20 protein-coding genes are annotated in these 19,883 nt (G+C 42.6%); 16 read left to right on the top strand and 4 right to left on the bottom strand.

What is annotated here, in order from left to right; genetic code table 11:
• Window positions 1-105 precede the first annotated feature (105 nt).
• The 5 genes from CSV69_RS05840 to CSV69_RS05820 all read left to right on the top strand — a co-directional run bounded on the left by CSV69_RS05840 (window position 106) and on the right by CSV69_RS05820 (window position 5,495).
• Window positions 106-1,248 carry an MFS transporter gene (locus CSV69_RS05840; RefSeq protein ID WP_198166268.1) on the top strand — a complete coding sequence of 381 codons (1,143 nt, stop codon included), beginning with the start codon at window positions 106-108 and terminating at the stop codon, window positions 1,246-1,248.
• A gap of 108 nt (window positions 1,249-1,356) precedes the next feature.
• Window positions 1,357-2,019 (top strand): uracil-DNA glycosylase, encoded by a 663-nt coding sequence (locus CSV69_RS05835; protein ID WP_085427396.1) that lies wholly within the window; start codon window positions 1,357-1,359, stop codon window positions 2,017-2,019.
• A gap of 20 nt (window positions 2,020-2,039) precedes the next feature.
• Window positions 2,040-3,776, top strand: a complete 1,737-nt coding sequence (locus tag CSV69_RS05830; protein ID WP_085427395.1) for an ABC transporter ATP-binding protein — start codon at window positions 2,040-2,042, stop codon at window positions 3,774-3,776.
• A gap of 21 nt (window positions 3,777-3,797) precedes the next feature.
• Window positions 3,798-4,394, top strand: coding sequence for a DNA-3-methyladenine glycosylase (locus tag CSV69_RS05825; RefSeq protein WP_099624812.1), 597 nt, complete (start codon window positions 3,798-3,800; stop codon window positions 4,392-4,394).
• Between the two features lie 51 nt (window positions 4,395-4,445).
• Window positions 4,446-5,495, top strand: coding sequence for a YkvI family membrane protein (locus CSV69_RS05820; protein ID WP_085427393.1), 1,050 nt, complete (start codon window positions 4,446-4,448; stop codon window positions 5,493-5,495).
• Between the two features lie 40 nt (window positions 5,496-5,535).
• Here CSV69_RS05820 and hmpA read toward each other — a convergent pair whose 3' ends face one another.
• A complete protein-coding gene (gene hmpA / locus CSV69_RS05815) occupies window positions 5,536-6,723 on the bottom strand; it encodes an NO-inducible flavohemoprotein (protein ID WP_085427392.1) in 1,188 nt (395 codons plus the stop codon).
• Between the two features lie 214 nt (window positions 6,724-6,937).
• Between hmpA and CSV69_RS05810 the strand changes: the two genes are divergently transcribed.
• Complete coding sequence (locus CSV69_RS05810; protein ID WP_085427391.1) at window positions 6,938-7,393, top strand: RrF2 family transcriptional regulator; 456 nt, start codon at window positions 6,938-6,940, stop codon at window positions 7,391-7,393.
• A gap of 44 nt (window positions 7,394-7,437) precedes the next feature.
• Window positions 7,438-8,364 carry a manganese-dependent inorganic pyrophosphatase gene (locus CSV69_RS05805; protein ID WP_085427390.1) on the top strand — a complete coding sequence of 309 codons (927 nt, stop codon included), beginning with the start codon at window positions 7,438-7,440 and terminating at the stop codon, window positions 8,362-8,364.
• Window positions 8,365-8,414: 50 nt separating this feature from the next.
• On the opposite strand, the gene CSV69_RS05800 is transcribed toward CSV69_RS05805, so the two are convergent.
• A complete protein-coding gene (locus CSV69_RS05800; protein ID WP_099692945.1) occupies window positions 8,415-9,794 on the bottom strand; it encodes an FAD-dependent oxidoreductase in 1,380 nt (459 codons plus the stop codon).
• 99 nt (window positions 9,795-9,893) lie between these two features.
• Here CSV69_RS05800 and CSV69_RS05795 point away from each other — a divergent pair, with 99 nt between their 5' ends.
• Window positions 9,894-10,604 (top strand): DsbA family oxidoreductase, encoded by a 711-nt coding sequence (locus CSV69_RS05795; protein WP_085427388.1) that lies wholly within the window; start codon window positions 9,894-9,896, stop codon window positions 10,602-10,604.
• Window positions 10,605-10,782: 178 nt separating this feature from the next.
• On the opposite strand, the gene CSV69_RS05790 is transcribed toward CSV69_RS05795, so the two are convergent.
• Entirely contained in the window at window positions 10,783-11,322 is a 540-nt protein-coding gene (locus tag CSV69_RS05790) for a YceI family protein (protein ID WP_158232614.1), read from the bottom strand.
• Window positions 11,323-11,488: 166 nt separating this feature from the next.
• On the opposite strand from CSV69_RS05790, the gene murB reads away from it, so the two are divergent.
• Entirely contained in the window at window positions 11,489-12,409 is a 921-nt protein-coding gene (murB, locus tag CSV69_RS05785; protein WP_085427386.1) for a UDP-N-acetylmuramate dehydrogenase, read from the top strand.
• Between the two features lie 698 nt (window positions 12,410-13,107).
• Here the strand turns inward: murB and CSV69_RS05775 are convergent.
• The gene (locus CSV69_RS05775; protein ID WP_085427384.1) at window positions 13,108-13,782 is read right to left on the bottom strand and encodes an adenine nucleotide alpha hydrolase family protein; all 675 of its coding nucleotides are present in this window, start codon (window positions 13,780-13,782) and stop codon (window positions 13,108-13,110) included.
• Between the two features lie 287 nt (window positions 13,783-14,069).
• On the opposite strand from CSV69_RS05775, the gene CSV69_RS05770 reads away from it, so the two are divergent.
• The 7 genes from CSV69_RS05770 to mnhG are packed head-to-tail and all read left to right on the top strand — an operon-like array spanning window position 14,070 to window position 19,827.
• The gene (locus CSV69_RS05770; protein ID WP_199170395.1) at window positions 14,070-16,484 is read left to right on the top strand and encodes a Na+/H+ antiporter subunit A; all 2,415 of its coding nucleotides are present in this window, start codon (window positions 14,070-14,072) and stop codon (window positions 16,482-16,484) included.
• A complete protein-coding gene (locus CSV69_RS05765) occupies window positions 16,471-16,896 on the top strand; it encodes a Na(+)/H(+) antiporter subunit B (RefSeq protein WP_085427383.1) in 426 nt (141 codons plus the stop codon). The genes CSV69_RS05770 and CSV69_RS05765 overlap by 14 nt, the downstream gene beginning before the upstream one ends.
• Complete coding sequence (locus CSV69_RS05760; protein ID WP_085427382.1) at window positions 16,896-17,228, top strand: Na(+)/H(+) antiporter subunit C; 333 nt, start codon at window positions 16,896-16,898, stop codon at window positions 17,226-17,228. Before CSV69_RS05765 ends, CSV69_RS05760 begins: the two co-directional genes overlap by 1 nt.
• Window positions 17,221-18,705, top strand: a complete 1,485-nt coding sequence (locus tag CSV69_RS05755) for a Na+/H+ antiporter subunit D (RefSeq protein WP_099626255.1) — start codon at window positions 17,221-17,223, stop codon at window positions 18,703-18,705. The genes CSV69_RS05760 and CSV69_RS05755 overlap by 8 nt, the downstream gene beginning before the upstream one ends.
• 15 nt (window positions 18,706-18,720) lie before the next feature.
• Window positions 18,721-19,203, top strand: coding sequence for a Na+/H+ antiporter subunit E (locus CSV69_RS05750; protein WP_085427380.1), 483 nt, complete (start codon window positions 18,721-18,723; stop codon window positions 19,201-19,203).
• Window positions 19,200-19,484, top strand: a complete 285-nt coding sequence (locus CSV69_RS05745; RefSeq protein ID WP_085427379.1) for a Na(+)/H(+) antiporter subunit F1 — start codon at window positions 19,200-19,202, stop codon at window positions 19,482-19,484. Before CSV69_RS05750 ends, CSV69_RS05745 begins: the two co-directional genes overlap by 4 nt.
• Window positions 19,462-19,827: a monovalent cation/H(+) antiporter subunit G gene (gene mnhG, locus CSV69_RS05740; protein WP_085427378.1), complete on the top strand. Its 366-nt coding sequence runs from the start codon at window positions 19,462-19,464 to the stop codon at window positions 19,825-19,827. Before CSV69_RS05745 ends, mnhG begins: the two co-directional genes overlap by 23 nt.
• The last annotated feature ends 56 nt before the right edge of the window (window positions 19,828-19,883 follow it).

Genomic DNA, 19,883 nt, shown 5'->3' with positions numbered 1-19,883 from the left:
CACATGTAAAGACACCTAAAGATTACATAATGGAAAGGTAGAAGACAGGTGAAGAAGAAAGAGATTTCAAGGAATAAATTATTAGGCATCGCGGGTACGGGATGGATGTTCGATGCGATGGATGTCGGAATTTTATCCTTCATCATTGCTGCGCTCGCTGTTGAATGGAATCTAACTTCAACAGAGATGGGATGGATCGGCAGTGTGAACTCTATCGGTATGGCCATCGGAGCATTTGGCTTCGGTTTATTAGCCGATCGGATTGGACGAAAACATGTATTCATGCTGACGTTGGTGTTGTTTTCCGTAGCGAGTGGCTTATCCGCACTGACGACGACTCTGTGGGCATTCTTGGCATTGCGTTTCTTAGTCGGAGCAGGATTGGGTGGGGAACTCCCAGTCGCATCGACGCTTGTGTCAGAAAGTGTTTCGGCAAAAGAGCGTGGGCGGGTAGTCGTTCTGTTGGAAAGTTTTTGGGCGGCTGGTTGGCTTATTGCTGCGTTGATCGCATATTTTGTAATTCCTGCATTCGGTTGGCGTGTCGCATTGATCATCACGGCTTTGCCTGCTTTCTATGCAATTTATCTACGCCGAAATTTACCGGATTCCAAAAAGTTTGAAGAAGAAGGTAAAACGACAGAAACGACAGGTCATAAACTTAAACAATTACTTGCTCCGGCATTCAGGAGACGAACGATTATGTTGTGGATCGTTTGGTTTGCTGTTGTCTTCTCATATTACGGTATGTTCCTGTGGTTACCGAGTGTCATGGTGATCAAAGGTTTCAGTCTGATCAAAAGCTTTGGCTATGTATTACTCATGACATTGGCACAGCTTCCTGGTTATTTCAGTGCCGCATGGCTAATCGAGCGCATGGGACGTAAATTTGTTCTGGCTACTTATTTATTTGGAACGGCAATCAGTGCGCTTGCTTTCGGTAATGCGGAGACATTGACTACATTGATGCTAGCTGGTGCATTTCTATCCTTCTTCAACCTAGGAGCGTGGGGAGCACTCTATGCTTATTCTCCGGAACAATATCCTACAGCTATTCGAGCTACGGGGTCTGGAGTCGCTGCTGCTATTGGGCGCGTGGGAGGCATTTTCGGACCGCTTCTTGTAGGCTCGTTGTTAGCAGCAGGCTATGGGTTCGGAATCATCTTTGGCATTTTTTGTGCAGCTATTATGGTAGGAGTGCTAGCTGTGATATTCCTTGGAACAGAAACGAAACAAACCGAATTGACATAGTATAAAGTAAGCCGTTTCCATTTAACATAAATGGGAGCGGCTTTTTCAATGGCTAACATTTTTGATTCTACGCAGAAACCTTTATAATTACAGAAAGGAGTGGATACGATGTTTCGCATACCAGATGAAATGGTGCGTATAGCTTTAGAACGTAGCGAAGGATTTCCGGTAGAAGGCTTTGTCCGTGGAGAAGGTCCGAAATCACCTACACTCTTATTGATCGGAGAGGCGCCAGGGGAACATGAAGCGATACATGGTGTTCCGTTCGTTGGACGTGCAGGTGATGAGCTGATGAAGTCACTTTCATCCATTGGTTTAACGCGTGAAGATGTTTATATGACTAGTTCATTCCGAAGTAGACCTTATAAATGGGGGACGAAGAAAGAACGAGATGGAACGTTAACGGAACGTAAATATAATCGTCCACCGACACAAAAAGAGCAACTGGCCCATGCGCTTGTACTTGATTTTGAAGTAGCAAATCTTCAACCTAAGCTCATTGTGACACTTGGTAATATTGGTTTACAGCGATTGCTTGGAAAACATGCGAAGGTCACAGCCTTGCATGGACAAGTTCTTACGCAACCTGTTCAATATTTGGCGGCATTAGAAGATAAACAATATAGTTTAACGGATGAATCCTACACGATATTACCGACATTCCATCCAGCATCCGTATTTTATCGCCCATCTCTTAGACCCGAACTTGAAGCCGATTGGCAGCGTATCGGTGAGTATCTTCAAGGGCTTACGCAACATCCATTTGAATAAGGTAGAAAAGAGGGTACATCATGAGTGCTCAAGCAAAACCAAAAGGATCCATTAAAAACTTTATGAGTTTAGTTAAAATGTTACATTGGCCAATAGCCGTGACGGTCTTCGCATTGATACTTTCTCTAGTTGAAACAGCTGCAGGACTGGCTGTACCGTTAATTACCAAAGATTTAGTGGACTCTTTCACAAGTGAATTACTAAATTGGAAAACGGGTATCTTCTTGCTCGTCTTATTTGTAGTGCAAGCAATTGCCGGTGGATTTTCCTACTACATGCTTGCCTACATAGGTGAGACGGTAGTTGCGGACTTGCGCAATCAATTATGGCAAAAGGTACTCCGGTTGCCTGTACCGTACTTTGATCAAAATGAAACGGGAGAAACGATGAGCCGCATCACACAAGATACCACTGTATTAAAATCCCTTGTCTCGGAGCATCTGGTATCGTTCATTTCAGGTATGATCTCCATTATCGGAGCGGTCATTATTCTATTGGTACTGGATTGGAAAATGACAGTTATTATGTTAGTCAGTATACCCATCAGTATGGCGATTCTGTATCCGCTTGGGCGGTTAATGCATAAAGTTGCAAAAGCAACACAAGCTGAAATGGCGAAGTTTTCCGGGCATCTCGGACGTGTGCTTGGAGATATACGTTTAGTGAAAGCGTATCGCGCAGAACCTGCTGAAGGTGAAAAGGGAAAAATCGCCATTCAGTCTTTGTTTCGATATGGGTTGAAAGAAGCGAAAATCCAAGCAGTAATTTCGCCTATTATGATGTTGACTATGATGGGTATCCTAGTAGTGATTCTTGGATACGGTGGAGCCCAAGTCGCAAAAGGCGCATTATCGGCCGGAACGCTCGTCGCAATTATATTCTTGTTATTTCAGATTATCGTACCATTTGCACAAATGGCTCAGTTTTTCACTTCATTCCAAAAAGCAGTAGGTGCAACGGAGCGAATTCAAGGGATTTTGCGAATGGATTCAGAGTCTGCAGAAGGTAACAGTATAACGAAAGCAGAAGAAGCCATTACGTTTTCAAATGTTCATTTTTCATATGAAGAGGGAAAGAACGTAGTGAACGGAATTTCATTCAAAGCTGAGCCAGGCACTGTAACGGCATTTGTCGGACCAAGTGGTGGCGGGAAGACGACGATCTTTTCACTGGTAGAAAGATTTTATCAACCTACATCTGGGGAAATACGAGTTGGAGAAAATCCGATCGATACTATTCCTTTATCTGATTGGCGAAAGCGCATAGGCTACGTCTCACAAGAAAGCCCGTTACTCAGCGGAACCATTCTCGACAATATTGCATATGGTCTTGAAGAAAGACCACCTATTGAACAAGTTATTGAAGCTGCAAAAGCTGCCAATGCTTATACTTTCATAAAAGATATGCCTGATCAATTCGATACGATGGTAGGGGAGCGTGGCATGAAGCTCTCTGGGGGGCAGCGCCAGAGAATTGCGATTGCACGTGCGTTACTGCATAATCCTAAGATTTTATTATTGGATGAAGCGACATCAAATTTAGATAGTGGTTCGGAAACGCATGTTCAAGAAGCGCTACGTCATTTAATGTACGGTAGGACGACTCTCATTATTGCGCATCGGTTAGCAACGGTGCTGCATGCAGATCAACTATTATTTTTAGAGAATGGCCAGATCACCGGTAGAGGAAATCACACAGAACTATTAAATACACATGATCTCTATCGTGAATTCGCAACAGGACAAGGCTTGGCATAAGAAGTGAAAGGAGAAGATAGTATGTATGAACCGATAGATCCATCGTTCTTTGATGCTCCTGTCTTAGAGCTTGCTCGCAATTTAGTCGGCCAATATATTGTCCATGAACAACCCGAAGGACTATCAGTAGTCAGGATTGTGGAAACAGAAGCGTATCATGGGGCCGAAGACCGTGCTGCACATAGTTACGGTAACCGTAGAACGAAACGTACGGAAGTGATGTTCGGAGAGCCGGGATCCGTCTATACATATCAGATGCACACCCATGTACTGATGAATGTCGTGAGCGCACAAGAAGGTACACCTCATGCGGTCTTATTACGTGCGGGTGAGCCGATAGAGGGAGTAAGTCATATGCAGGCAAGGCGCGGCATACACATTAAGAAAGTGACGGATCTTACGAATGGGCCAGGCAAGCTTTCCAAGGCGCTTGGAGTGACGATGTCATACTATGGGCATCATTGGACGCAAAAGCCTCTCTATATCGCAGAGGGCTTACCTCAAAGCGAGATAGAAGCCGGGCCACGAGTAGGGATTGGGAATACAGGAGAAGCTGTACATTATCCTTGGCGTTTTTACGAAAAAGACAATCCGTTCGTCTCGAAATATAGAAAATAGGCTAACGAACATTTTAGATGTATCTAGCTACAGAGAAGAATAGGGGAAATCATGAAGAAATTATTAAAAATGGGCAGTGCTTTTATTGGAATCGTTGTAGGAGCAGGATTTGCTTCTGGCAATGAAATCATGACGTATTTTACGAGCTTCGGCTATTTAGGCATGATTGGCGCAGTAATTTGTACGGCCCTGTTCGCGTATTTAGGAATGACATTAACGCGTCTTGGAAGTAGAATGCAGACACCATCGCATAAAGACGTAATCTACAAAATCAGCGGACGTTATCTAGGCGTCATCGTGGATGGCATTATTATCTTCACGCTATTTGGCGTTGGAGTGGTGATGCTTGCAGGTGCAGGCGCCAATTTACACCAGCAATTCGGCTTGCCGACGTATGTAGGTAGTTTACTAATGATAGTATTAGTGTTCTTGACGGTATTATTAAACGTAGATAAGGTAGTTGCGATAATCGGCAGTGTCACGCCGTTTTTAATTATTGCGGTAGTCGCTGTATCTGTTTATAGTATCGTCACGATGGATACAACGTTCGCTGTTCTTGACCCTATTGCAAAAGCCTTGCCCACAACATTGCCTAACTGGTTTATATCTGCAATTAATTATGTATCGTTTAATATTGCGCTAGGTGCACCGATGGCGATTGTCATGGGGAGTGCGGAGAAAAATGAAAAAACAGCAGCATGGGGAGGATTTGCAGGTGGCTTGGGATTGGGTATTTTAATTCTGTTAAGTCACTTGGCGATCTTCTCGCAAGTAGAGAGCGTAGCAGGGGCAGAATTGCCGATGCTTGCGGTTATTAATAATATTTCACCGATCTTTGCTATTTTCATGGCATGTATTTTGTACGGCATGATATTCAATACAGCAGTTAGCATGTTCTATGCATTTGGTGCTCGGTTCATCAAAAGTGGCACGCTAAAGTTTAAAGTGTTTGTAGCATTATCACTAGTAATTGGCTATGTACTTAGCTTCTTTGGATTTACTAAATTGGTCAGTACGCTATATCCAGTTGTTGGCTATTTGGGTTTGTTTTTAGTAGCAGCACTCATCATGGCTTCATTCCGTATGCCGAATAAAATATAAAAAATACCCTCGTGAATTGATTCACGAGGGTATTTTGTGCTTATACTGATTGTAATTGAAGTGCTACAGCTGGACCGAAGAACTCGAAGTGGATTTTCTCTTCTGGTACACCCATTGCATAAAGCTGCTGAAGAACGAACTCCATGAAGCCAGTAGGTCCACATACATAGACATCACTGCCTGCAATGACGTTTTCTTCAAGGAACTTACGAGTGAACATGCCGTCTCCCTCTTCTGAATAAAGAGCTTTGTACGTAGAGTTTGGCAATTTTGCATTTAATTGCTCTAGTTTATTCGCAAATGCTTGTTGGCTGCGTGTACGTGCAGAATGCAAGAATGCTACTTCACGTTCAGGAGACAAGTCTGCAATCGTTGAATACATAGCTTTCATAGGTGTAATACCTACACCGCCACTGATTAATGTAACAGGTGCTGTACCTGTTGGATCCAAGAAGAAATCACCTGCTGGTGCACTGACTTCAACAATGTCGCCAACGCTTGCATTTTCATGCAAGTAGCAAGATACTACGCCGTTTGGTGATAATGTATCTTCACGTTTAACCGAGATACGGAAAGTCTCATCATTTGATTTTTGAGACAAACTATATTGACGGTTAACAATGTTTTTCGCGCCTGGGATTTCCATGCGGATTGTAATGTATTGTCCTGGTAAATAGTATGGTAGTTTTTTACCGTCAACAGGCTTTAAGTAAAATGAAGTAATGACATCACTTTCTTCTACTTTGTCGACGATTTCGAAGTCTTTAAATAATTCCCATCCACCGTCAGCTTTTTTTGTATTCTCGTACATATCTTTTTCTACACCGATGAATGCGCCAGCGATTACACCGTAAGCGGCTTCCCATGCATCCATAATTTCAGGAGTCGCTGCATCGCCAAGTACTTCTTTAATGGCTTTTAATAGATACTCTCCGACAATTGGATAATGTTCCGGCAAGATTCCAAGTGATACGTGCTTGTGAGCGATTTGTACAACAACCGGTAGAATTGCTTCTAGGTTATCGATATGTTGCGCTGCTGCGTATACTGTGTTTGCAAGAGCTGTCTGCTGACGTCCTTGAGACTGATTAGCATGGTTGAATATATCTAGTAATTCGGGATGAGCCACAAACATATTTTTGTAAAACGCTGTAGTAATAGCTGTTCCGTGTTCCTCTAGTACTGGTACTGTGGATTTGATAACGTCGATAGTTTTTTGATCTAACATTTATAATGCACAACCTCTCCGTATTTGATATCTCTATCATAAATCATTTATGTTTTAAAAGCTATATGTTAAATACATGTTTAAAAAGAAAATGTGAAGGTTGTCACATTCTATTCAAAAAGTAGCCACGCTTCCACTTATAACCACCAGCGTAAATCGATGATTTTCCAATCGGAAATGCTATAATGAAGGGAGAGCAGAAAGTGGTGATATTATGCGTTTGACAATGTATACAGATTATTCGCTGCGTGTTCTGATTTTTTTAGCTACTAAGAAACCGGGTGAATTATCCACTGTTCAAGAAATATCGGATGCTTATCAGATCTCAAAAAATCACCTCACCAAAATAGTCCATGAATTAGGGAAGCTGGAACTGATCGAAACTATTCGCGGTCGTGGTGGCGGAATCCGTCTCAGTGTAGAACCGATTAGTATCAATGTAGGAGAATTAGTTCGTAAAACAGAAGACGACTTTCATTTAGTCGAATGTTTTGATCCAAATAAAAACATGTGCGTGTTGTCTCAGGCCTGCCAGTTGCGGGGTGTGTTATATGAAGCACTCCAAGCTTATTTTGCCGTACTCGACCGTTATACGATTGCAGACTTCCTTCATAATAAAGATGAAATACAATCTTTACTATTTCCCACTAGTCAATCAGAATTAGTGTGATAGAATATAGTTAGTAAACATAGTGAAATAGGAGGAATTAAAAAATGTCAAAAGTTTTGGTTATTGGACATAAAAACCCGGATACGGATTCTATCGCATCTGCGATTACGTATGCATATCTCAAACAACAAATTGGTGTGGATGCGGAAGCTGTACGTCTAGGGAATATCACGAAAGAAACAGCATACGCTCTTGAAACTTTCGGCTTTGAAGCCCCACGTCTAATTGAAAAAGCGGCAACTGAAACATCCCAAGTCATCTTAGTCGACCACAATGAAAAGCAGCAAAGTGTGGATGACTTGGATGATGTACAAGTGTTGGAAGTGATCGACCATCACCGTATTGCGAACTTCCAGACAAATGATCCGCTATATTACCGTGCGGAACCAGTAGGCTGTACAGCAACGATTTTGAATAAATTATTCAAAGAACATGGCGTTGAAATACCGAAAAATATTGCTGGTTTAATGCTATCCGCAATCGTGTCGGATTCATTGCTGTTCAAATCACCAACGTTCACACCGCAAGACCAGGCAGCAGCTGAAGAGCTTGCCGCTATTGCAGAAGTAGATGCGGCTGTGTATGGTTTAGACATGTTAAAAGCAGGGGCGGACTTGAGTTCAGTGCCTGTAAGAGAATTGGCTAACTTAGATGCGAAAGAATTTATTTTCGGCGATGTGAAAATGGAAATCGCACAAGTAAACGCAGTGGACTTGCAAGATATCCTTGGGCGCCAAGATGAACTAGAAGTTGTATTAAATGAAGTGATCGAACAAAAGGGATTGGATTTATTCCTATTTGTTGTGACTGACATCATTAATAGTGACTCGGTTATCATTGCGCTTGGAAAAGAAGCGGAACGTGCAGGATCTGCGTTTAATGTAGATTTCAATAATAATTCTGCATTGTTGAGAGGAATCGTTTCACGCAAGAAACAAATTGTTCCTGTATTGACTGAAGCACTTTCATAATTAGTAAACTGTCACAGAGAATCGGTAAAACGATTTCTGTGACAGTTTTTTTATCCTAAATCGAGAGGCTGGGTGGCTGGCCCTTCTAATACGGTTCCATCTGCACGGAACCGGGAACCGTGACAAGGACAGTCCCATGTTTGATCTCCTTTATTCCAGCGAGTGCGGCAACCCATATGCGTACAGATTGGAGAGTCGGTTCGAGCGATATGTCCACCGGTAAATTCTTTTACTGTACGGCCACCTAATAATAAAGCGCGATTGAATAATGAACCAAAATCGGTTCTGCCTGGAGAAAACAATTCACTTGCGGCATTCGATCGTCCGACAATTGCATCCGAGATGATTTCTGCACACGCCAAAGAGTTGGAGAGTCCCCATTTCCGATAGCCCGTACTAATATAAACGTCTGGAGAAGAAGTTGAAATGGCTCCTGCATAAGGTACTAAATCAGGTGTAGACGGATCCTGTGCCGACCATTTGTAGACAATATCAGGATGTCCCAAAGTCGTTTTTATATCCTCGGTCAAGCTATCATAATGTAACTGTGTTTCTTTTTCTGAACCGGCAGGATGTGATTGCGCACATAGCAATAAATAGGATTGATCATCAATCGTAGCGGTTCGTATGGAGCGTTTCGGCTCGTCCACTGATATATATTGATGGTCAAATGGTGTTTCGGTCTTTGCCGCAGCGATATAAGATCGCTCCACATCCAGTTTGAGAATTTGCATCCCTTCTAGAGCTTCAATAGGATAATGAGAGCAGATGACAAGCTGACGGTAACCGACTATTTTAGATGAAGAGAGCTTGACGAAATGACGATCGGTATCTAAAGCAGCGACTTGTGCATGTTCAAATATTCGTGCGCCTTCTTTCACAGCAAGTTGCGCTAATTGTTGCCCGAAACGAACGGGATGTATTTGTGCTTCGTCTTCGACTAGTAATGTATGAGCAGTTTCAAATGGCAAGTAGGATGCGCTTCCTGCAAGAACAAATGGAATTCCGATCGCTTCGTAAGCCTTTTTTTCCGCAAGTAATCGTTCTGTACCCTCAGCCGATTGAGAATAAAGTGCTGAATGGGCAACTTGCAATTGGTCCGCTTCAGAAATGGATCGTGCGAAATCAAGAGCTTGTTCATTTACATTGAAATATTGTTTAGCACTATCTACATCAAACTGTTCAATCATATCCGCATACACTAAATCGTGTTGGGCGGTTAATTTACCTGTAGAATTTCCTGTTGCACCGTGCAACAAGCTGTTCTTTTCGAGCAACACCACATCTTTTCCTTGTTTCGCTAAAAAGTAAGCATTCGCTATTCCACTTAAACCACCTCCGATGATTAACACATCACATGTTAAATCATCTTCTACTGTTGGATAACTAGACTTCGGATAAGCAGTAGCAAGCCATAATGATTCATTCATTTGGACACCTCATTCTATAAATTTACATAACGTAAGCATTAACATTGTTGCCAACTTTACTTGAATCTAAAATAGAAGATAGAAAGGTGGGGCAAAAAAATGAAAATTGAAGTATGGTCAGATTATGTTTGTCCATTTTGCTATATTGGTAAAAGACGTTTGGAACATGCCTTGAAACAGTCTGGACTTGACGAAAAAGCGGAGGTCATATTCAAGGCGTATCAATTGGATCCAAGTACACCAATTGATTCTGGCCAATCATTATTGGATGGATTAGCTATTAAATTTAATGTTAGTAAACAAGAAGCAGAAAATATGATGAAGAATATCGAAGAGCAAGCAAAAACAGTGGATCTTCAGTATCAAGTGGATAAAATGAAAACATCCAATACATTTGATGCACATCGCCTTGCGAAATTCGCAGAAAAACACGGACTCGAGAAGGAAGTAACAGAGCAGCTAATGCATAGTTACTTCGTGGAAGGGGAGAGCATCGATACGGAGCAAGTACTCGTAGCGATCGCGACGGAAGCTGGATTGGATGCAGAGAAAACCAAGGCGATGCTTCATAGTAATGACTTCTCTAACGAAGTGAAACGCGATATTGACGAAGCGCAGGAAGTTGGAGTTAAAGGCGTACCGTTCTTTGTTATTAATAGGAAGTATGCTATAAGCGGTGCACAGCCCACAGAAGCATTTGTCGAAGCGTTAGAAAAGATTGCGGAAGAAGAAGGCATTACGAAACCAACGTTACAAGTACTAGGCACTGATAACGGCGGTCAATGTGACGACGATTCTTGTGATATCTAACCTTCTTGGAAGACAGAAGAGCTAAAAGGGTATAGTTTACACTCTTGGTGGACGCATTTCATTTACGATTAACTAGCACCTTGTCCTAAGGCAGTGAATCCACACTATAATGAAAGAAAAGCTTGAAGATATACTCAGAAAAACTTTCGAGTTGTCTTCAAGCTTTTAAGGCAGTGACCTATTCAGGTTGCTGCTGTTTTATATTTTCTTCATCTTTAGAAACTACAATCGTCATTCGAATATCAATTACATCGCCGACCATGACACCACCAGCTTCGATTGCGCGATTCCACATTAAACCGAAGTCTTTTCTTTTGATTTCACCCTCGACAAGATAAGTGGCGCCGAATATGGTGACTTCTTTGGGAGTGATACAGAATACTGCTCGCTTCGTGGTGTTTTTAACAGTGAGATCGCCCGACATTTGATACTTGCCGTCTATGTCGTTATAAATGGAGCGAGAAGTGAAAGTCATTTGTGGAAAGATTTGTGCATCAAAAAAGTCTTCCGAGCATAAATGTAGATCACGGTCTCTATTCTTGGTCTGGATGGAAGGGACAATTACTTGAAAACTAATCTTGCTCTTTGTTAGATCTGCTATATTCCCTTGTAATTCACCTGAAAACTCTTCAAACGTTCCCGTTACAGTGGATACCATCATATGTGGAACTGAAAAGCCGACAGCGGACGCTATGCGATCTACTTTCCATCTATTCACTTTCACTCCTCCTTATGGATATTTAGTTAGCTAAACTGTAATTGAAATAACATCAAAAGTCAAAATGAAATACCTTGTCAAAAAGGCCGATTGCAAGCATACTAATAGATGGATAAGATTGTTTCCGTAAAATTGGAGACACGTATACTGAAAGGACTTGATGTAGGTGTCAAAACATCGATGGTTTGAAGAACTTCAAAAGAAAATACAAAGCGGTTGGTTGTTACTTGATGAACCACTAAACAAATATACGAAAACACGCCTAGGCGGTAAAGCGGATGTCGTTGCCGCGCCTGGCACAATAGAAGAAGTGCAAGCGGTTGTTAGCTATGCTTACGATCACAATATACCGATTTTATTGCTGGGGAACGGTTCGAATATGGTCGTTCGTGATGGCGGTGTACGAGGAATTGTCATGTATATGGCGAACTTCAATCATATAAAGATTGAAGGTAATAGAATGATAGCGGAAGCTGGTGCTGACATAATTGAAGCCTCTAGAGAAGCAGCAAAAGCCTGCTTAACGGGTCTTGAGTTTGCATGTGGAATACCAGGGTCAATCGGTGGTGCCATGGCAATGAACGCAGGTGCATATGGTGGGGAAATCAAAGACATCATTCTTCAAGCAACTGTAATGGATAGCACAGGAAAGATTTTTGTGCTTTCAAAAGACGAGTTGGAACTAGGGTATCGTAAAAGTATCATTACTACAGAAGGCTATTATGTTCTATCAGCAGAATTCGCACTCGCTCAAGGTGAGCAAGACGATATCGATTCTGCGGTGGCGGACTTAACGTTCCAGCGTGAGTCGAAGCAACCTCTCGAATATCCTTCAGCGGGTAGTGTGTTTAAACGACCACCGGGCTACTTCGCCGGAAAGTTGATCCAGGATAGTGGATTGCAAGGTAAAGGGTTTGGTGGAGCGGAAGTGTCTACTAAGCATGCGGGATTCATCGTGAACAAGAAGGATGCTACGGCGTCAGATTATATTCGTACGATTGAGATGGTGAAAGCGGAAGTGAAGAAGAATTTCGGGATTGATCTAGAGATGGAAGTGAAGATCGTCGGGGAAGAGCTTCCGGAATAATAAGAGGTGCACGTGCTGTCCAAAATGTCAGGGCTTTAATGACTTATTTGGACAGCTTTTTTACGTTTGGAATTGGTAGGAAAAGTGCTGCGGATAGGCTGGCGATGTGATAGCGTAGGGGGTTTGCGCTTCGGAGCGGACGCGGTGAATTACCCCCTGGTGCAAAGATGTGCTCCTAACGCTACGTTTTTACTCTCAAAAGCCGTCCTTCGCTACGGCTCTCGCTCCAATCCCTTGCAGTGTGAGTAGATAATATTTTTCGTTGTACATTGAAGTTAGGCTTGTAATCGATATTATACTTCAATACTTGAACTTAAATAAGTTAAGACAAAACAATAATTCAAACACTTCTTACAGTGAGTAATCTAAGTAACCACACTATCAACGTAGGATGGAAGCGGAAGTTGGGGGCGAAGTGCAAAAATGTGCTCCTAACGCTGCGCTTTTACTCGCAAAAGCCGTTCTTCGTTACGGCTCTTCCCGCAGGATCAGCCCGAAAGGAGAGACAACCAAAAGGGAGCCTGCGACCTGGTTGGCTCGCCGAGAGCCCATGGGAAAGCGTCCCCCAACTGGAGCTTCCATCCCGAACCACTCACAAACTCACTCACTTCTATAGAACCCCATTCCAAGACCTTTGCATTTGAATCTAACCCTACACAAAAAAAGAGATGCCCCATCCTGGGACATCTCAAGTGATATTAATTCTGTATCTTGCACTGGATCTTGCTTGAGTCGATCACCTGGTCATCTTCTATCTGTACCTGGCAGATCTTATTATTCTGCATGAACTTAAAAAGACCGTTATTGAAATCCGTACCGATCTCCTTAAAGAAAATTCCCTCGTACTGCGCATGTTTCGAAAGCGTGAAGTTTATGCGGAAGTTATCGCCATCTGGAACCAGATAGGCACGTACTCCCTTTTCAAACGTCCCTTCCGTCTCAACCTTAATCGCACGATCAACCGACACGACATGAAAGTCCACAAATGGAATTTCTCTCAACAGAACGTTCATGAATGAACCTTTTGTGATTTCTTCCCAGCGACTTTGTGCAGTCTGTCCGATAATAATCTGTGTAATACCGTACTGGTGAGCCACTTCTTTGATGACTTTTGCAGTAGGGCGCTTCTCATCATCGCGAATAATGAACGCTTCTACATCCAACTCTTCCGCAAGTTCTTTCCAACGGTCTACATACTCTGACTTCTCCACATCGAAATCATCTAGTGGAGCAGGGTCGACGGTCAGGATATAGAGTGGACAGTCCATGATTGCAGCAATTTTATATCCTCTGTTAATGAGACGTTCACCATTTGGACCGTAATACACACAAACGAGAATGCTCTCGTCCATACGGCTTTTCATTTTGCCCATAATGACTCTTCACCTCTTTGAATTCTATAAACTACGTGTATTCGGTTCACATATTAGGGGAATGCTTTCCGCTGCAATTCCGCCAGAGAACCTCATCCCAGAGACGGGATTACGAACTTGGCCTTACAGTATGCTGACCGCGCTTGCTATGCGGTTTTTGATAAAGTAGTGTATACTTTTCAGTAGAGAATATATTCTATACTTAGAGTCCCATTATGCATAACGTATAGGGTTCAGTCAAGAGTCCCTCAGTATTATATAAAAAAATATTTTTTGGAGGTGTTAGATTGATAACTGTCTTGCTAGCAATTTTCTTACCATTTATCGCAGCATGTTTAGTGCCATTTATACATAAATTCCTGACAGGTCGACGGATTGGTTGGTTCGTGATTACAATTCCGCTCTTCTTATTCATTTTATTACTCCGCCTAGTTCCATCGCTTTCAAATGGAGCTTCTTATTTATATACATTCCCTTGGATACCTTCTGCGGGTGTACATTTTTCCACTCATTTAGATGGATTGAGTATGATTTTTGCTTTATTGATTACGGGTATTGGAAGTTTAGTTGTGTTGTATTCCATTTATTATCTTTCAGAGCGAGAAGCGATCGGGCGTTTCTATACATATTTACTGCTTTTCATGGGCGCTATGTTGGGAGTCGTTTTATCTGATAACTTGATCGTTCTTTACGTATTTTGGGAATTAACGAGTATTTCCTCCTTTCTATTGATTGCATTTTGGTATCACCGAAAACAATCCAGATACGGAGCGAAGAAATCCATGCTCATTACCGTCACGGGCGGTGTCTTCATGTTAGTTGGATTTTTAATGCTCTATACGATCACAGGGACATTTAATTTGCAGGAATTAATCGCTATGCGGGAAGTGATTGCAGCGGATTCGTTATTCATCCCTGCTATGCTACTTGTTTTGCTCGGTGCGTTCACTAAGTCTGCACAGTTTCCATTCCATATTTGGTTGCCTGATGCAATGGAAGCACCTACGCCCGTCAGCGCGTATCTACACTCCGCGACGATGGTTAAAGCAGGAATTTATTTAGTGGCACGTTTCACACCAATTTTCGCAGGTGATGCGACATGGTTCTATGTTGTGTCATGTGTAGGATTATTGACGATGCTATGGGGGTCTGTAAATGCAGTGAAGCAAACGGATCTAAAAGCTCTACTCGCGTTCTCTACAGTGAGTCAGCTCGGAATGATCATGAGTTTGTTAGGCATCGGTTCACTGGCATTCGCATCTTCTGAGAGTGCGCAAATTGCATTATTTACTGCTGCGACGTTCGCTGCATTATTTCATTTAATCAATCATTCTACCTTTAAAGGCGCTTTATTTATGGTCGTCGGTATTTTAGATCATCAGCTAGGTACACGTAATATTAAACGGCTCGGTGGATTAGCTACTATTATGCCGATCACGTTTACCATCGCACTGATCGGTAGTTTTTCCATGGCGGGCCTTCCACCATTTAACGGCTTCTTAAGTAAGGAACTCTTTTTTGAAGCCATGCTGTCATTGAAAGATGCGAATCTGTTGACGATGGATTCGATGGTGTTGTTGTTCCCGATCGTTGCATGGATCGGAAGTATATTCACTTTCATTTATTGTATGATTATTGTGTTTCAGACGTTTTTTGGCAAAGTACCGCCACCGATGTCGGGACAGCGACCAGCACATGAAGCACCGATTCAAATGCTGATTTCACCGATAGTTCTTGGGAGTCTAGTCGTACTGATATTTTTCTTCCCGAATCTGCTCGGTACGTATATTTTAGGGCCCGCAATGAATGCCGTGTATCCAAAATTTGAAGGAATGACCGGTCTAGTACCTGAAATTCATGTGTGGCATGGATGGAGGATGCCAATCTTTATGACGATTGGTTTGATTGTCGCCGGAATCTTACTGTATCGTTTCTTGCGTTACTGGAAAGGCATTTACAGATTAGGCTTTTTACAATGGACACTCGACCGCTTTTATAATGCGTTTTTAATTCGCACTGAACGAATCGCTTCTGTTGTGACGAAAGCCTACATGACTGGATCGGTACGTGACTATGTTGCTTACATCATGTTAGTTTTCATTGCACTTGTCGGAGTAGGGTTACTAGGTTTTCAACAATTCATTTTCGACTTTTCGAATGATGCCCCAATTGAGATCAATGAAGGCATTATTATCTTCGTCATGATGTGCTCAAGTGTGGCGATTTTGTATGCGAAATCAAGGATTGCTGCTATTGTTCTTAATGGTGTATTGGGCTATTCGATTGCGATTCTATTTGTCGTATTCCGCGCACCAGACTTGGCATTGACGCAAATAGTTGTCGAGACGGTCACAACAGTGTTGTTCTTGCTCTGCTTCTATTACTTACCGGAGTGGAAGCCTGAACATAAATCGATTTCCATGCGAGTGCGTAATGGATTGATCGCGATCGCTTCGGGAATAGCCGTCACAGTGGTTGCTCTACTCGTGCAAGGTCATTCCATCTATCCATCTATCTCAGTTTATTATGAAACGGCATCAAGGATTGCTGGCGGTCTAAATGTGGTCAACACGATACTTGGGGACTTCCGTGCGTTCGATACGATGCTTGAGGTATTGGTATTGTTCATCGCAGGTCTTGGCGTTTACTCATTAGTCAAACTGCGTCGCAAGAAGGGAGCGGATCACTCTGAAGAAAAATGATGTGATCTTACAAACAGTCACGAAGATTGTTTTCTTCATCATCTTGACGTTTGGCGTGGAGCTGTTTTTAGCGGGACACAATAGTCCGGGTGGTGGCTTTATTGGCGGACTTGTACTCTCTTCGGCGTTTGTATTATTGTACTTGGTTTATGACATAGAAACCGTTCACCGCGGAACACCGTTTGATTTTAAGCGAGTGGCGGCACTTGGTGTGTTGCTGGCGGTAGGGACGGGGATGTTGTCGATAGTGTTCGGCGAGCCTTTCCTGACCCAGACAACGTGGCTAGTGGATTTACCGGTTTTCGGTGAGACGGAACTTGGAACGATGACGATTTTCGAAGCGGGCGTCGCGTTGACTGTGCTCGGTGTCGTCGTGACCATTATTTTAGGAATCAGTGAGGACGTGGAGTAATGGAGACATTAATTACCCTTCTGGTTGGAGTGCTGGTGACTGTAGGCGTCTATTTACTTCTGTCAAAAGAGATGTTGAGAATCATTTTAGGGACCGCAATCCTATCGCATGCCATTAACTTATTATTACTGACGATGGGCGGTTTGAAAAAAGGGGATGTGCCCTTGCTGACAGAAAATGCGGCTGAATATACGGATGCCTTACCACAAGCGCTTATTTTAACGGCGATTGTCATCAGCTTTGCGGTGACGGCATTTTTGCTCGTATTATCTTACCGTTTGTATCAGGAGTCTAACCGGGGACCTGGATTGCGAGGACGACAAGATGAATAATTTATTAGTATTGCCTATGATTCTGCCTATTTTGATAGGTGTGATTTTAGTGTTCTTACGCCCCTATATCCGTTTGCAACGTGTGCTGAGTATTCTAACGATAATTGCTTCTGCTGGGATCGCTGCGTATTGTCTGCAGCAAATTCATCTGCACGGCATTATGCGACTAGATTTTGGAGGCTGGCTACCACCACATGGTATTTTGTTTGTGGGCGATTCATTCGCTATGTTGCTAGTACTTACCACATGCGTTGTTTCAAGTATTATTTTACTGTATTCATTCGCTTCGACAGGAGTAGAGACAGAGACCATGTTTTTCTACCCGTTCTTCCTGTTTTTGGTCGCGGGTGTCAACGGTTCGTTTTTGACTGGAGATTTATTTAACCTCTTTGTTTGTTTTGAAGTAATGTTACTAGCTTCCTATGTATTGCTAACTCTTGGTGGACGCAAGATGCAATTGAAAGAAGGTATTACATATGTCTTGATCAATGTATTGGCATCTTGGTTTTTCTTGCTGGGTATTGCGTATTTATACGGTGCTCTTGGTACGTTAAACATGGCACATGTCGCAGTCCGCGTGGCGGAAACGGGACAAGGACCGCTGCTAACCTTAATTGCGATCATTTTCTTGATTGTCTTTAGTTTAAAAGCGGGTTTGTTAATGTATTTCTGGTTGCCTGGTTCCTATTCCGCACCACCTACAGCGGTTGCTGCTCTGTTCGGCGCATTATTAACGAAAGTCGGGATTTACGCGCTATACAGGATGTTCACGTTAATATTCATACATGATCCATTAATTTATACAATCATTGGTGTGCTGGCGGTCTTGACGATGGTAGCGGGCTGTCTCGGAGCTATTGCCTATACAGACGTGCGTCAGATCGTTTCATATAACGTGATCATTTCCGTCGGCTTTGTGCTGACAGGTTTGGCGATTGGTACGTATACAGCATTTCAGGGAGCAAGTTATTATTTAGTCCATGACATGGTAAGTAAAGCATTGCTGTTTTTATTGGCAGGCACAGTCGTGTATTTAACAGGTCGTACGAAGTTTCATGAGATCAGTGGATTGATCCGGAACTATCCGCTTGCCGGCTGGTTGTTTTTCATGACGATGCTTGCCATTGCAGGTATTCCACCCCTAAGCGGTTTTATTGGAAAAGTGTATATAGGCTTGGGTGCAATTGAAAAGGGATCGTATGTACTGCTGGTCGTAGCATTTTTGTCGAGTATTGGTGTGTTATATTCATTGCTGCGTGTTTTCCTCAACAGCTTTTGGGGAGAAACGACGATCAGCGAAGATGATCAGAAGCCATTTGAGAAGAAGATGGGGTTACCGCTAGTATTACTTGCGGTACTAGTAGTGGGATTAGGTATCGGTGCAGAGTTAATAGCACCTTATATACAAGACGCAGCCGATACGCTGGCCAATCCCGAACAATATATTCGTGCCGTTCTGGGCGACGATTTAAAATAGAAGGGAGAAATGGCCATGCCAATACAACTTCTGCTGAATTTATTCATTGCGTTTTTATGGATGTTATTAATGGATGAAGACGAGCTGAGATTCAATACGTTTTTCATGGGTTTTTTAGTCGGACTCGGAATCATTTTCGCCATGAGTCGTTTTTTTGGCACCCATTTCTATTTACGCAGAGTATACGCTGCTTGCAAGCTTTTGTTGATCTTTATAAGAGAGCTAACGCAATCAAGTTTTGTGGTTATCTCCCAAATCATGAGACCTACATTGCAAATCAAGCCGGGTATCTTTAAGTACGAGACGATCTTGACGAGTGATGTTGAAGTGACCGTGCTGTCCATGTTGCTAACTCTGACACCGGGTTCGGTTGTGATGGAAGTATCACCTGAAGGCAACGAATTATATATCCATGCAATGGATGTCGAAGAGTCTCGTGCCGGATTGATTAAGCAACTGAAGAATTTCGAGAAAGCGATTATGGAGGTGACACGATGATAGCAGGTATGCTTACTATATCGGTCATACTATTCGCATTGACTATTTTGGTCGCCGTCATCCGGATTATCCTAGGGCCTTCGCTGCCGGATCGCGTCGTAGCACTCGATGTCATTGGAGTGAATTTGATTGCTACGATTGCAGTCGTGTCTGTGATTTTAAATACAAAAGCATTTTTGGAAGCGATTTTGATTCTTGGTATTCTATCCTTTATCGGAACCATTGCATTTTCCAAGTTTATTGAGAGGGGGAAAATCGTTGAACGTAAGCGGGATTGGTGAATTTATAGGGGCTTTATTGATTTTGACAGGCGCTGTTGCCAGTATGTTGAGTGTCTTTGGTTTGATTCGCTTGCCAGATGTTTATACTCGATCACATGCTGCAACGAAAAGTTCAACGTTGGCCGTGTTATTGACATTATCGGGCGCGTTCATCTATTTTCTCTTCTCGGAAAACTTTGTAAGTGTACGTCTTCTTCTAGGTATCGGCTTTGTCTTTTTGACAGCGCCGGTAGCTGGGCATGTAATTATTCGTGCTGCGTATCGGTCGAAAGTGAAGCTCGCGGATATTTCTACAGAAGATGAATTATATGAAAAGATTCACGGGGAAAGATCGGATAAATGATTAGAATATTGATTCAAACGACCATTTGATCAAATTGATTTTCTGAATAATATTCT

The organism is Sporosarcina sp. P26b, from assembly GCF_002743245.1.
Classification (GTDB): Bacteria; Bacillota; Bacilli; order Bacillales_A; family Planococcaceae; genus Sporosarcina; species Sporosarcina ureae_C.
The sequence above is the reverse complement of the archived record's forward strand: the minus strand, read 5'-3'. Positions and strand labels throughout refer to the sequence as shown.